This is a genomic window from Gammaproteobacteria bacterium, from assembly GCA_013214945.1.
Classification (GTDB): Bacteria; Pseudomonadota; Gammaproteobacteria; order Enterobacterales; family Psychrobiaceae; genus Psychrobium.
Window position 1 is genome coordinate 58,718 of record JABSRT010000017.1, and the last position, 13,746, is coordinate 72,463.

Genomic DNA, 13,746 nt, shown 5'->3' on the forward strand with positions numbered 1-13,746 from the left:
TTAGTCAGTTCCCCAGAAAACGTCAATAAACCTGCTTATCTTGAATCGAGTTTGTAGTACAATCACCGCTCTCAAATAGCTGAGAAAATATCGACGTTTGATAATATCAGCTATCATGTGACTTAACTACCGAGCTATATCGTTAACTAATGTGCAGACCAAGCAGCAAAGTTTTAGCACCTGCATAAATAAAGGAAAATATCGTCATGACCACGCAACAAACAGCACCTAATCAAGAGCCTCATGTTCACGGACCCGGCTGCAGTCATCACCATCATGAACCGCAAACTCCGGTAATCAGAGACGGCGCCAAAGTTGGCCGCAATGATCCTTGCTCATGTGGTAGTGAAAAGAAATTCAAAAAGTGTTGCGGTAAATAACCTCAAGATCGATTAAAGAAACAACATAGCTATTGCTTATAGCAAAAAGCGTAGGCGGCAACCTCAGTAACTGTCGCTTACGCATGATACGACCGATTAGGTGATATCAATTAATGTTTTTCTGCTGATTTATTTACACCCTTCGTCACTAATACACTAGCTTTGACAGTACTGACCATAAAATAATCGTTGTAATTCAATTCGTTTATTTCAAGTAATTTATCGCCATATTTGCAACAACTTGCGCGCATATCTCAAAAATTGTTGCTAATATATATTCCTAACTCAAAAAGGCACAGAGATATGAATAGCGATACATTTGCTAAGTCGGCTGCAAACTTAAAAAAAGCAGTGCCGTTAATGATGAAGTATCAGGTTCCCACCACTCCTCTTAATTATGCATTGTGGTATACCTACGTCTCAGAAGAAATCCCTCAGTTAAATCAAGAACTCGACTCTTTATTAGAAAATTTTGATATTTGCCCTCCGATGCGGGCTGAGAACCTTTATCGCCAATTTGTTGCCGATAAAACCGAGCAAGATACCTGGAAATTACGAAAAAGTGTCGAGGTTATGTTAACTGAACTGAGCCAGTCAGTTAAAGATACCCAGGTCGACAGTAATAAATTTCAATCGGTGTTAGACACAACCTTTGCTGACTTACACCGAGTAGAAGATGAAGGCTGGTCAATTGAAGAAATCATGGTGCTTATCCGCAACATTGACGGTAATTCTAAAGCGATAACTAATGCGACCAAGTTTTTTAATAATACCCTGCAGAAATCGCAACAAGAAATCGAGTCACTAAAACTTCAACTGGCTGAAACTCAAAAATTAGCGCTTTACGATTCACTCACTGGTTTATTAAACCGCTACTCTTTTGACGCTGAACTTAGCTCGTTAATGGCAAAAAACAATCGAGGGCTGTGTTTAATTCTTGCCGATATCGATCATTTTAAGAAGTTTAACGATGAGTATGGCCATTTACTTGGCGATCAGGTACTTAAAGCCTTTGGTCGTCGTTTAAACGACAGCGCTCGTGACGGCTCGCAGGCTTATCGTTTTGGTGGTGAAGAATTTGCTATTTTACTGCCGAGCAGCTCAATAGGACGTGCGCGTCAATTTGCTGAAACAACGCGTAAGTTAATTGAACGACTGTCGATCCGCGATAAACGTACCGCTAAATCGGTTAACAATATCACCGCTTCGTTTGGGGTTTCGGAATTTAAAGTGGGAGATACGCTGACAAGTTTTATCACCCGAGCCGATGAACAGCTTTATCAGGCCAAACGTTTGGGTCGAAATCGCGTATTGCCAATGTCTTAATAATCTTTGTTGTTGGTGCAAACTAATGACTTAAATAACAATCCCCGTCATTTAAGTCATTAGTTAGTTAATAACTTTTCCATGCCAGACGTCTGATTCTCAGTCATTGCCACACTAAATCCAAGCTGTAAATACCATTTTTTTGCCGGATTGGCGTGATAAACTCGTAACCTAATTTTGTTAACTGCCCGCTCTAGTGCCAAAACTTCGACTTGAGACATTGCCCAACTACCGATGCCCTGCCCTTGGAATTGTGGCTTAATTTGCAGGTCGTTGATATAAACATGCTCAGGAAAAAATGACAGGCAAACTATGCCAACCGCCTGATTATTGTGACGTAATATATAGCTTTGCCAACTCGTCCAGTTTTGGATAAAACGCTGATGATCCCAATTAATTGAGTATTGGTTAAAATACCGAGACATGTTGCTAATAATAAGACGTTCGGAAAATTCGATATCAGCATTGGTCGCTCGTATAAATTCCATGATAATTTAACCTATGTTAGGCGTGCACATTAAATCGATTTTATAACGCTGCTTTGACAAAACTACGTAATATTGGGTCGCTATGATCAGTGGTTAATTGCTCAATAGGTTCCACCGACTTAGCTTGTCCCGCAGTGATAAAGACAAAATGCGATGCAATATTTAGGGCATCACTTAAATGATGTGTCACCATTAACACCGTGACATTTTTTGCGGCCGCCATTGTTTTTACCTGAGCTAACATTGCCATGCGTAACACAGGATCTAGCGCAGAAAATGGTTCATCTAATAACAATACGGGCCGCTGTTGAATGAAACACCTTGCCAACGCTACTCGCTGTTTTTGACCACCAGAAAGCTGCTCTGGTAACCGGTTGAGCAAGGTGTCTACTTCGACCTGTTGACTGACCCGTTCCACTTGCGCTTGTTGTACGGTAGTTAGCTTGAGATTAGGCTGTAATCCAAGACTAATATTTTGCTCGACCGTGAGGTGACCAAATAAATTAAACTCTTGAAATAACATCGCTAGCGGGCGCTTGTGGGGAGCTTGTGCATTGACACTGGCCCCAGCAATTAAAATATCACCGGATATTGGTGCAATAAAACCCGCGATTAAGCTTAGCAAGGTACTTTTTCCTGCGCCACTGGCCCCTAATATTGCGACCACATTTCCTTGGCCAATATCAAGATCGAAACAAAAATTCTCTTGCTGATATTGATACATTACTTGAGATAACTTAAGCATGAGATTCTCGTTTTGATGGCGCCATAGTACGTGGTTTTAAATGTAATAATTTTTCAGTCAAAATAAAGACTCCAACACTGAGCAATAACAGCAATAACGCGACAACTGCAGCAGCTTCCATTTGATAACTGCCCAACAATTCAAACAGATAAAGCGGTAAGGTTTTAAAGTCTTGGCTGCCAAACAAGGCCACAGCGCTTAAATCTCCCATCGACAATACAAAGCTAATAGCTAATACATGACCAATTGGCTGCTTAAGCAATTGCCACTCAACCAAACGAAAACGCGACCAGCCGCTTAAACCAAGACTGGCACACAGGCGATCATATTTTTGAGCACATTGCAGCATCGGCTGTGCTAAGCCCTTTATCACAAAGGGCAATGCCATTAAGGCATTGACAAAGATCACAATATATAATGCGTAATCAAACACGTTTGTCAGGTCGCGTAATAACAGAAATAAGCCAGTACTAATCACCAATCCCGGAGTGACCAAAATAATCATCGCGATTAGCTCTATTTTATCGGCGTAAAAATGTTGCCCGGCTAAACGCCAAATTCGACTACACCACAAAATGAAGATGCCGGCTATTACCGCGATTAACGCTGAGAAACACCCCACCTTAAATGAGATTTTAAACGCAAGCCAAAAATTGGGGTCGCTTAATACCTGTGGTAAATGCGGATTAACACCAGCCATTATCACCATCACTAACGGCGGTAATACCAACAAGATTACGGCACTTATCCAACCAAGATCCCATATTTTAGCCAATCGACTATCAATAAAATAGCAATTTACCGTTTGGCCATAGGTAGCGCTGACGTTATCGCTTGCCGCTCGCTTTTGCAGCAAGGTTGCTAACATGGCACAAATAAACATTTGCCACAGCGCTAACAGCGCGCCGACTTGTAACTCAAAATCAAATTTTATCGCTTGATAAATGGCTAATTCAATCGTGGTTGACTTAGGCCCACCGCCTAGTGCCATCACCGAGGCAAAACTGGTAAAACATAGCATAAACACTAAACCCGCGACATGCGGCAGTTGTTGCTGCAACCTCGGCCATTCTATTAACTTAAATTTAGTCCATTGGTTTAAACCCAAATGGCCACAGAGTTTGTGTTGTTCACTGGGGATAGCAGTTAAGGATTGGTAAAATAATCGCGTAGCAAAGGGCAAGTTAAAAAATACATGGGCGAGTAAAATACCCGGTAAGCCGTAGATGGAATAAGGTAATTTTATCCCGACGACAGCAAGTGCCTGCACCACTAGGCCACTGTTGCCATAAATAGCCAACAAACCAAAGACTGCAACTAATACCGGTAATACTAAGGTGGTGGCAAAAATTCTTAATAAAAATTCTTTCCCCCAAAAATTACGCCGTGACAAAGCATGCGCAATAGGAATAGCCAATCCAACGCTGATTACCGTTGATAAAAAGGCTTGGTAAAAACTAAAATAGGTAATGTGCCGATAATAAGGATCAGCCCATAGCTGTGCAACTAAGGTGCTTAATTGGCCATCAGGTGTTGGTACAAACAGCGCCGACAGCGCCGCGGTTACAAAGAATAAAATAATCCCGGCGATAATTAAGCCGGGAACTTGAGGAAATTTCATCGACACCAATTAACTTAAAACGCTAACGCGCCGCTCCACTCTCGGGTCCATTTTTTACGTTGGTTTGCTACTTTGTCAGAATCAAACGCTAGCGATTGCACCGGCTGTACTAGTTGATTGAATTCACTTGGTAATTTAGTGTTGATCACTGGGTACATCCAGTTGCCGGTGGCGATTTCGCGCTGAAAACCATCACTCACTATAAAGTCCATAAACTGACGAGCTAGCGCTTTATTTTTACTGCTTTTAACCATCGCAGCGACTTCAACCTGCATATAATGGCCTTCACTAAACTTGGCGGCTTGATAGTTGTTTTTACCCTCGGCAATCATGTGATAAGCCGGTGAAGTCGTATATGACAGCACCATGTCAGCTTCTTGTTTCAAAAACATGTTATAAGCTTCAGACCAACCTTTGGTTACTGTGACTGTCTTTTTCGCTAACTGCTGCCACGCTTTTCCCGATTGTTCACCGTAAACAGATTTCATCCACAACATTAAACCTAAACCAGGCGTCGACGTGCGCGGATCTTGATAAATAATAGTTAAATCGTCACGTTGCTCCACCAGCTCTTTTAAGCTCGTCGGTGGGTTTTTAAGTTTTTCATTATTATAAATGAAGGCAAAATAACCGTAATCAAAAGGAACAAAGACATTGTCTTGCCATTTAGTCGGTAACGTTAAGACGCTTAAATCAACTTGATGTTCTGCCAATAAACCGGTTTTTTTCGCCGTAGTAATCAAGCTATCATCAAGGCCTAAAATAATGTCGGCTTGGCTATTTTCACCTTCAAGGCGTAACCGATTTAAAATCGAGACTCCGTCGTCTAGCGTCACAAATTTAAGATCACATTTGCACTGCGCTTCAAAGGTCTTTTCAATTTTTGGTCCAGGGCCCCAGTCCGATGCAAATGAACCATAAGTATAAACATTGAGGGTATTGGCGGTAACAACGGTTGATAATAATGAACTAAATGTCAGTAATGCAATCTGTTTTTTCACGGTAACTCCATCTGCAAGGGTAATTTTTTGTCTATTGTAATCAGGAAGTGCCATTGTCGCTAGCAGAAATTGAACCTCAGCACGAATTTAGCGCCAAACGACATTTTTAGCTCATACTCGTAGGGCATAACCGAACAGATTAACAAGGTGTAATTGAGTTTAACTAATAATACAACTCTTGGCATCAAGCCAGTAATGATGGACAAAACCTTGCTCTTGCTTGGTCGATTGACTCGCTAATGAGCCTTCGATAAATGCATTGCAGCTTGTTTTGTTCTTATCATTGAGTTGCTGGTAGGTAAATTTAGCGGCGGCACCTTTAAGTTTGACTTCGAGCACGCAAGTTTCTTGCGCTGACTGGGGTAAAGCGAGCTTAATCGTTAATAAATCTTGGCCTGAAATGGTTTGTGCCATCGAGGACCATTCTATTACTTGACCAACCGCGTGCGCTTGGTTCCAATGCAATGACGTGGCATGGTCGACAATTTTAGCAAAATTGGCTTGTAAGCGATCATTAGCAATCGGGGACTTTGCCCGTGGTTGACGATAAAGCGCCCGCACATAAATGCCTTGGCCGGCTTTGGCGTCAAGTGCTATCTGTTGCGCCAAATCACCAATCAAGGTAATGCCAAAGTAATGAGCTAGCTCTTGCTTTTCACCGGCACTATTTCGCCACTTGCGCTTAGTGATAATTTCGAGCTCGAGAATAGCGGTGCCATCGGCAAAATACTTCAATTGATTGTCTTTACTGACAATATTTCCGAGCAACACAATATTATTGTCTGAACTTTGCAAACCGACTCCAAATCGATGTCCATAATTGAAATTATTATAATCTATTTATCAGAACCTTAGGATAAATTAAATTGAGATAATAAAAAAAACATCCTATCCTTTATCCATCTCACCAAATAAAAGGTAATTTCATGTCAAATAAAGTGATAATTTCAAGCGTGGTCGCTACAACGGCATTGTTGGCTGGATTAGCAGCCTATACCGGCTCAGCCATGACAACGGCTATCGAAGATCAACTGAACGCACAAAATACAGTTGATGGCATCAATGCTACGATTATTAAAAGTAATGACGGATTATTCAGTCGCAACCAAACCTACAAAATTGTCTTAACAGCCGAATATTTACGTCAGCAAGCAGAAATTAATACCATCAGTGATGATATAACCTTGTATTTAGATCATCACTATACTGCTTACCCGCTCTATACTATTAGTGACTTTCAGCTTGATTTCTCTCGTGGCAGCTTACCGGCAGAACTTAATAAAATTGGTTTATCAACCGTTGAACACCGCATAACTCTTAACTCTAATCTGTTGTTGCAAACTAATCAGTTGAATTTATCGCTGGCGCCATTGAATCATAAACTAAACAATACCGAGGTAAGTTATCAAGGTGTTAGCCTGATAGCCAACAGCGACTTTGACTTAAATAAAGGCAGTATCGTTACCGAGATTGGCAAGTTTGAGGTGGCGAGTGAAAATCGCCGCCATTTGTCGTTATCAAAATTAGTTACCCAAACAAAGTTCGAGACAATTGATAAGTTAACGCTATTTACTTCAATTAAAGCCGCCGTAAACAACATATCTTTTAGTGACAGTGTCGAGCAATTATCCCTAGAGATTGATCAATTTAGCTCTGATTCGAGCTACTCAATGGCCAGTGCAGAGAAGCTCTCGCTAACAGTAGGCACTGATGTAGCAAAAATTACCTATCAAGATCGCAGCACCCATTACTCTATTGTGGATAGCCAATTGGCCGTGCGTATCAATAATATCGCAAAAAAAGCCTATTTGGCTGCTGAGCATGCCTCACGTCAAAGTCAGCCGGACCCTAAAGCCGTTAGTACGGCTTTTATGGCATTAATCGCCGCTGGCGCCGACGGTGAAATAACTCGGCTCAATCTTAATATCAATGATGTTAACTTTAACAGCCAAGGTGACTTTGTGTTACCGCCTTATACGGGTAAAAAAATGCCCAATGAATTAAATCAGCATGTGCTTAACACGCTGATAGTTAACTTAACGCTTAAATTAAGTAACGGCTATCCACAGTTACTCGGTCCGCTGGCGCCAATGTTTGATCATTTAATCAAACAAGGTTATATCGCCAAAGACCCACAAGGCAATGTCAGTTCAACAATCCATTACACCAACAACCAACTAACGGCTAATAACCAACCCGTTGCTATGTAATAGCTTGACCCGCTAAGGTACTTTAACCCGCTAAAATGCTTTCGCCTTAGCGGGTTAAATAAATTACAGCTTATTTCACCTGCCAGCGTAATTGTTCGCCAGCCTTAATTGGGACGACCTTATTAGGGCCAAGGGGTAAACTAGGGGCAACGGTCCAAGACTCTTGCACTAGGGTAATGGTATCGCTGTTGCGCGGTAAATTATAAAAATCAGGACCGTAAAACGAAGCAAATCCTTCAAGTTTGTCCAGCGCATCTTCTTGCTCAAACACCTGTGCATATAACTCAATTGCAGCAAACGCGGTATAAAGTCCGGCACAGCCACAAGCTGCTTCCTTTTTGTCTTGCGCATGTGGCGCAGAGTCAGTACCCAAGAAGAATTTTGGATTGCCACTGGTCGCCGCGCTAATAAGTGCCTGCTGATGAATGTTGCGTTTTAAGATTGGTAAGCAATAAAAATGCGGTTTAATACCACCCACTAACATATGATTTCGGTTGTACATTAAATGGTGCGCGGTGATAGTTGCTGCGACGTTGTCTTGACATGTACTAACAAAATCAACTGCTTGCTTGGTAGTAATATGTTCCATCACAATTTTTAATTGTGGAAACTTTGTCACCAATGGTTTTAATACTTGCTCGATAAATAGCTCTTCACGGTCGAAAATATCAATGTCGTCGGTTGTTACTTCACCATGCACCAGCAATGGCATGCCCAGTTCACTCATCACTTCAAGCGCGCCATAGATATTAGCCACATCAGTAACCCCAGAATCGGAATTAGTTGTCGCCCCAGCTGGGTATAATTTTGCTGCATAAACATGACCCGACTGATGCGCCTTCTTAATCTCTTGACCACTGGTATTGTTCGTTAAATACAAAGCCATCAATGGTTTAAAGCTAGAGTTTGCTGGTACTTTATCTAAAATACGCTCGCGATAAGCCAATAGCACTTCGGTATCAGTCATCGGTGGAATTAAATTAGGCATAATGATCGCGCGGCCCATGTAACGTGCAGTATCAGCAACGGTATCAGATAAAACATCACCATCGCGTAAATGAAGGTGCCAGTCGTCTGGGCGAGTAATAGTTAGGGTCATTATAATGCTCTCATTTATAGTTATGCCAAAAAACGGATATGCCAAATTATCGGTTAATTTTAATGGTCAACAACCCGCTTGTAAAGCGCTGCATTTACTTTACATTAAGTCACTTTTATTAACACCGTATACAGCCAAATAACAAGCAGCGCTTGGTTTTTGAGCTATTTCGAGCTAATTCATTTATATCCCATTTTATACTGGACAAGCTCAGTCAGGGAATGATAAAAAATGCCGCATATTAGAGTAACAACAATACAAAGGCGCGTTATGACATCTTCCACAGAAAACACTTCTACGGTCCCCAAAACCCCCAGCATATTTGAAATATTTCAATCGGTGGGCTTAGTGACCCAGATTATTGTCGCCATTATTATTGGTAGTATTTTAGGCACAACTATTCCTGAAACGGCAAAATCACTCGCGGTGTTAGGTCAACTGTTTGTCAGCGCATTAAAAGCGGTAGCACCAATCTTAGTCTTGGTGCTAGTGGCTTCTTCGATTGCCAATCAAAAAAGTAATAGCGATGCCAATTTAAAGCCGATTGTCGGTCTGTATTTGTTAGGTACCCTCACTGCGGCGTTAATAGCCGTTGCCATGAGTTTCGCCTTCCCAACCATGCTAAGCCTTGATTTAGCGGCGGCGACCGCCAATCCGCCACAAGGATTGGGCGAAGTCATTAACACCTTAGCCTTCAAAATGGTCGACAACCCAATTAATGCCATTGCCACCGGCAACTTTATTGGTATTTTAGTTTGGGGCCTTGGTCTTGGTTTTGCGCTTAAGCAAGCAAGCGGCGCCACTAAAGACATGGTTAATGATCTTTCGAATGCCATTTCATCAATGGTAAAAATTGTCATTAGCTTTGCACCTCTCGGTATTTTAGGCCTAGTTGCTAATACTATCGCGACTACAGGTTTTGATTCTCTAGCGCAGTTCGGTAACTTGGTCGCCGTGCTGGTTGGTTCAATGTTGATTATTGCGTTAATCGTTAATCCAATCATTGTGTTTGCCGTAACACGTCAAAACCCTTATCCATTAGTGTTCACTTGTTTACGTGAGTCTGGTATTACTGCATTTTTCACTCGCAGTTCAGCGGCGAACATTCCGGTTAATATGGCTTTGTGTAAAAAATTAAATTTACATGAAGATACTTACTCGGTATCAATCCCACTAGGCGCAACGATTAATATGGCTGGTGCGGCTATTACCATCACGGTGTTAACCCTTGCCGCGACCCACACCTTAGGCATTGAAGTTGACCTAGCAACCGCAATCTTATTAAGTGTCATTGCGGCAATTTCTGCTTGTGGCGCATCGGGTGTTGCTGGTGGTTCATTGCTGCTAATTCCATTAGCGTGTAGTTTATTCGGGATTAATAACGAAATTGCAATGCAAGTTGTCGCAATTGGCTTTATCATAGGCGTCATTCAAGATTCTGCCGAAACAGCGCTTAATAGTTCAACTGACGTTGTGTTTTCTGCGGCAGCATCGCATCTACATTTAACAAAAGAGAAATAAGGTACGCTATGGCTAAGTCCAGTGACATCGACACCGATCTGTTAGTAAATATCGCTTTGGATATTTTTGACGAAAATTTAATAGAACACATTGATCAACCTGACTTGGAATATTATGCCGAGCAATGTGAAAGCCAAGGGGCTGTTGAAGTCGTTAGTGCATTTAATGATTGGCAAGATCAAACCGATTTGACCCATGATCAACTCGACAAAGATTATATTGAAGTAAGAATTGGTTTGTTTGAAGATGGTGAATTCGATTTAGTGTATGCCCGAGTATTGCTGCGTGCCGATCAAACAAGCACCCAACAGCCTTATTTCGTCAAATGGAAACGGTAATTAACCGTTAGCCAAACTTCAAAAGCCGAGCAATTGCTCGGCTTTTTTATGCCCATTGATCAAGACCCTGCCACTGTACAACATTACTTTGCCCCCTAGCCCTTACCCGCTGATGATGGTAGGATCACGCAACGAGTTTTATCAATTGTATTTTTAGACATTCAACAAGAGAAGATCCAGATGGGAAGAGCGTTCCAGAACCGTAAAGAGTCTATGGCTAAAACAGCAGGCCAAAAAACTAAGGTCTATTCTAAATATGGTAAAGAAATCTATATGTGTGCCAAAAGTGGCGGTATAGACCCAGATCATAACCTGTCCCTGCGCCGACTCATTGAAAAAGCAAAAAAAGATCAGGTGCCAACGCATGTTATCGATCGCGCGCTAGAAAAGACCAACAGCAGTGCCGGTGAAGATTACGCAGCGGCTCGCTATGAAGGCTTTGGTCCTGGCGGCATTATGATGATTGTCGATTGCTTGACTGATAACAGCAACCGAACCTATACCCAAATTCGTCAAGCGTTTGTTAAAAACAACGCGAAACTTGGTGGTCCTGGTGCCGTATCGCATATGTTCGATCACCAAGCTGTTTTTGCCTTTAAAGGTGATAACGAAGACGACGTTTTTGAATTACTGATGATGGCTGATATCGATGTTACCGACATTGAGAATGAAGACGGCATGTTAAGTGTTTTCGCGCCAACTACAGAGTTCTACAAGATTAAAACCGCATTAACTGAGGCTAATCCTGAGATCACTTTTGAAGTGGAAGAAATCACTTTTGTGCCACAAACGATGACAGAAGTCAGTGGCGATGACGTGGCAATCTTTGAGCAATTTATCGACGCCCTAAACGACTGTGACGATACCCAAGAGATTTACCACAATGCTGAGTTGAACAACTAATAGCGGCATTAGCGCCAGAGCGACCATCGGTGGCTCTGACGCCTATTATTTTTGCTCACCAGCTAGCGGAAGTACAGCCTTGAAAAAATCTACGTTATCTTATATTTGCGCCCTTGCGGCGATTTTTTTATGGTCAACGGTTGCTACCGCGTTTAAATTAGCCTTAGCGCACTACTCTCCCATTCAATTGCTCTTGGTTGCCGTTATTAGCTCGGTTGTCATATTGACAATTGTTCTTGCGCTCCAAAAGAAACTCTTCTTAACGAAAAGTCAGTTCTGTGCCAATCCAAGGTATTATCTGTTCACTGGCATACTCAACCCTTTTTTGTATTACCTTGTACTATTTAAAGGCTACGATTTATTACCAGCCCAGCAAGCTTTAGCACTCAATTACACTTGGGCACTGGTGCTGCCGCTATTAGCGGTACCATTACTTAATCAAAAGCTCTATAAAACCGATATTATTGCGGCGCTGATGGCCTATTTAGGCGTCTATGTCATTGCAACTGAAGGCAGTATCACCGATTTTCAACTTGAAAGCAGCCTAGGTGTGGCATTAATGCTGTTAAGCACCCTGCTATGGTCGTTATATTGGATCGTTAATACCAAAAGTAAAGGTGACCCGGTGGTCAGCTTATTCTTGAGCTTTTTAGTGGGTTTGCCTTTTATCTTAACTACTTTATTGCTAACCGATACTTTGCCTGCTTGGGATGTTGAAGCGCTACTTGGTGGGATTTATGTTGGGCTGTTTGAAATGGGCTTTACTTTTATTTTGTGGCTGATGGCATTAAAGCACGCGCAACGTGCGGCCGATGTCACTACGCTGGCCTTTTTATCACCGGTGATGTCCATTGGCTTTATTGCGTGGATTTTACAAGAACAAATATTGCTATCAACTTATCTCGGCTTAGCGCTAATTTTAAGTGCCTTATCGTTAAAAGTGATTAAACCTAAAGTCATTAACGCCATCGATAAGTTCAATCGACGACGTTAATAATCAATCTGAGTGCTGATTAAATAATAGCTGTGACCGCTATTGCGCGGTCCATCCCAAGTCAATGGTTAAATTAGAACCCGTAAATGACCGAGCTGCGTCACTGACTAAGTAAGTCACCAAGCCACCAATCTCTTCGGGTTCGATCATCCGCTTAACCGCCGCATTTTTTAGCATAATATCAGACACAACTTTTTCAGGTGCAATGCCATGAGCCTGAGCTTGATCAGCAATTTGTTTATCAACGAGTGGCGTACGAACATAAGCCGGACAAATGGTATTGACCGTAATGCCATGCTCACCACCTTCGAGTGCGGTCGTTTTAGTTAACCCGACTAAACCATGTTTGGCCGCTATATAAGCCACTTTAAAGGGTGAGGCAATTTGGGCATGCACCGAAGCGATGTTAATAATGCGGCCCCAGTTATTCGCTTTCATGTGTGGCCAGCTATATTTTGTCAATAAAAATGGTGACGTTAACATGACACTAATCATGGTATTCCAGGTCTGCTCAGGAAAGTCTTCAATCGGGCAGACATGTTGAAATCCGGCGTTATTGACCAGAATATCGAGTCGACCAAATTTTTCGACTGTTTCATCAATTAAACGCTTATTATCTTGTTGCTGAGATAAATCAACCCTAATAAAATGACATCCTAAAGTGTCAGCAGCCTCTTCTCCTAGCTGTTGGTTTAAGTCTGCAATCACAACTTTATAGTCACTTTTGCATAAAGCCTCAGCAACCGCATAACCTATACCGCTAGCACCGCCAGTTATTATCGCCACTTTTTCCATGAAAATTCCTTATTATATTGATTTTATTTTAGTTTCAAGCAGCATTAATATAGTTAAATTTACCGCTGATTGAAACTCTACCTCAGTATTATTGGCGGTTAGAAACCCTATTTATCGATTAAGCATTAGAATTTAACCTTACATACCTCACTAAACAGCAATTAACACAACAACCCACAACTCGCAACATACTGATAACCCTAGTTTAAGCCAAAACAAAAGCTGGCCATAACCAAACCACAAAAATAAGTGACCCGGATCACAAAATGACAACCTAAATCTGAATGTCTAATTGAAAATCAACTCGCAACACTGTAAAAAATCT

At 41.7% G+C, this 13,746-nt stretch carries 14 protein-coding genes; 7 read left to right on the forward strand and 7 right to left on the reverse strand.

Annotated elements, in window-relative coordinates:
* Positions 1–206: 206 nt before the first annotated feature.
* Both HRU23_13710 and HRU23_13715 read left to right on the forward strand, forming a co-directional pair.
* Positions 207–380, forward strand: coding sequence for an SEC-C domain-containing protein (locus tag HRU23_13710; GenBank protein ID NRA55194.1), 174 nt, complete (start codon positions 207–209; stop codon positions 378–380).
* A gap of 303 nt (positions 381–683) precedes the next feature.
* Positions 684–1,706 carry a GGDEF domain-containing protein gene (locus tag HRU23_13715; GenBank protein ID NRA55195.1) on the forward strand — a complete coding sequence of 341 codons (1,023 nt, stop codon included), beginning with the start codon at positions 684–686 and terminating at the stop codon, positions 1,704–1,706.
* Between the two features lie 59 nt (positions 1,707–1,765).
* On the opposite strand, the gene HRU23_13720 is transcribed toward HRU23_13715, so the two are convergent.
* From HRU23_13720 to HRU23_13740, 5 genes are all read right to left on the reverse strand, one after another.
* A complete protein-coding gene (locus HRU23_13720) occupies positions 1,766–2,194 on the reverse strand; it encodes a GNAT family N-acetyltransferase (GenBank protein ID NRA55196.1) in 429 nt (142 codons plus the stop codon).
* Between the two features lie 40 nt (positions 2,195–2,234).
* Positions 2,235–2,939, reverse strand: a complete 705-nt coding sequence (gene thiQ / locus HRU23_13725; GenBank protein NRA55197.1) for a thiamine ABC transporter ATP-binding protein — start codon at positions 2,937–2,939, stop codon at positions 2,235–2,237.
* Positions 2,932–4,560, reverse strand: coding sequence for a thiamine/thiamine pyrophosphate ABC transporter permease ThiP (gene thiP / locus HRU23_13730; GenBank protein ID NRA55198.1), 1,629 nt, complete (start codon positions 4,558–4,560; stop codon positions 2,932–2,934). The genes thiQ and thiP overlap by 8 nt, the downstream gene beginning before the upstream one ends.
* 14 nt (positions 4,561–4,574) lie before the next feature.
* Positions 4,575–5,615 carry a thiamine ABC transporter substrate binding subunit gene (locus HRU23_13735; protein NRA55199.1) on the reverse strand — a complete coding sequence of 347 codons (1,041 nt, stop codon included), beginning with the start codon at positions 5,613–5,615 and terminating at the stop codon, positions 4,575–4,577.
* Positions 5,616–5,720: 105 nt separating this feature from the next.
* Positions 5,721–6,356, reverse strand: a complete 636-nt coding sequence (locus HRU23_13740; GenBank protein ID NRA55200.1) for a single-stranded DNA-binding protein — start codon at positions 6,354–6,356, stop codon at positions 5,721–5,723.
* Between the two features lie 131 nt (positions 6,357–6,487).
* On the opposite strand from HRU23_13740, the gene HRU23_13745 reads away from it, so the two are divergent.
* Positions 6,488–7,771: a DUF945 family protein gene (locus HRU23_13745; GenBank protein NRA55201.1), complete on the forward strand. Its 1,284-nt coding sequence runs from the start codon at positions 6,488–6,490 to the stop codon at positions 7,769–7,771.
* A gap of 70 nt (positions 7,772–7,841) precedes the next feature.
* Here the strand turns inward: HRU23_13745 and pyrC are convergent, their stop codons facing one another.
* A complete protein-coding gene (gene pyrC, locus HRU23_13750; protein NRA55202.1) occupies positions 7,842–8,873 on the reverse strand; it encodes a dihydroorotase in 1,032 nt (343 codons plus the stop codon).
* Between the two features lie 267 nt (positions 8,874–9,140).
* Here pyrC and sstT point away from each other — a divergent pair, with 267 nt between their 5' ends.
* The 4 genes from sstT to HRU23_13770 all read left to right on the forward strand — a co-directional run bounded on the left by sstT (position 9,141) and on the right by HRU23_13770 (position 12,626).
* Complete coding sequence (gene sstT / locus HRU23_13755) at positions 9,141–10,391, forward strand: serine/threonine transporter SstT (protein NRA55203.1); 1,251 nt, start codon at positions 9,141–9,143, stop codon at positions 10,389–10,391.
* Positions 10,392–10,399: 8 nt separating this feature from the next.
* On the forward strand, positions 10,400–10,729 hold the full coding sequence (locus tag HRU23_13760) for a DUF440 family protein (protein ID NRA55204.1): 330 nt from the start codon (positions 10,400–10,402) through the stop codon (positions 10,727–10,729).
* Positions 10,730–10,909: 180 nt separating this feature from the next.
* Positions 10,910–11,632, forward strand: coding sequence for a YebC/PmpR family DNA-binding transcriptional regulator (locus HRU23_13765; GenBank protein NRA55205.1), 723 nt, complete (start codon positions 10,910–10,912; stop codon positions 11,630–11,632).
* 79 nt (positions 11,633–11,711) lie between these two features.
* Positions 11,712–12,626 (forward strand): DMT family transporter, encoded by a 915-nt coding sequence (locus tag HRU23_13770; GenBank protein NRA55206.1) that lies wholly within the window; start codon positions 11,712–11,714, stop codon positions 12,624–12,626.
* A gap of 39 nt (positions 12,627–12,665) precedes the next feature.
* Here the strand turns inward: HRU23_13770 and HRU23_13775 are convergent, their stop codons facing one another.
* A complete protein-coding gene (locus tag HRU23_13775; protein ID NRA55207.1) occupies positions 12,666–13,421 on the reverse strand; it encodes a 3-hydroxybutyrate dehydrogenase in 756 nt (251 codons plus the stop codon).
* Positions 13,422–13,746 lie beyond the last annotated feature (325 nt).

Bases quoted from the DNA above. Each gene is read 5' to 3' on its own strand.
- HRU23_13735 (NRA55199.1), bottom strand. From the start codon at position 5,615: ATGGCACTTCCTGATTACAATAGACAAAAAATTACCCTTGCAGATGGA.
- HRU23_13720 (NRA55196.1), bottom strand. From the start codon at position 2,194: ATGGAATTTATACGAGCGACCAATGCTGATATCGAATTTTCCGAACGT.
- HRU23_13775 (NRA55207.1), bottom strand. From the start codon at position 13,421: ATGGAAAAAGTGGCGATAATAACTGGCGGTGCTAGCGGTATAGGTTAT.
- thiP (NRA55198.1), bottom strand. From the start codon at position 4,560: ATGAAATTTCCTCAAGTTCCCGGCTTAATTATCGCCGGGATTATTTTA.
- thiQ (NRA55197.1), bottom strand. From the start codon at position 2,939: ATGCTTAAGTTATCTCAAGTAATGTATCAATATCAGCAAGAGAATTTT.
- HRU23_13765 (NRA55205.1), top strand. From the start codon at position 10,910: ATGGGAAGAGCGTTCCAGAACCGTAAAGAGTCTATGGCTAAAACAGCA.
- HRU23_13745 (NRA55201.1), top strand. From the start codon at position 6,488: ATGTCAAATAAAGTGATAATTTCAAGCGTGGTCGCTACAACGGCATTG.
- HRU23_13760 (NRA55204.1), top strand. From the start codon at position 10,400: ATGGCTAAGTCCAGTGACATCGACACCGATCTGTTAGTAAATATCGCT.
- HRU23_13715 (NRA55195.1), top strand. From the start codon at position 684: ATGAATAGCGATACATTTGCTAAGTCGGCTGCAAACTTAAAAAAAGCA.
- sstT (NRA55203.1), top strand. From the start codon at position 9,141: ATGACATCTTCCACAGAAAACACTTCTACGGTCCCCAAAACCCCCAGC.
- HRU23_13710 (NRA55194.1), top strand. From the start codon at position 207: ATGACCACGCAACAAACAGCACCTAATCAAGAGCCTCATGTTCACGGA.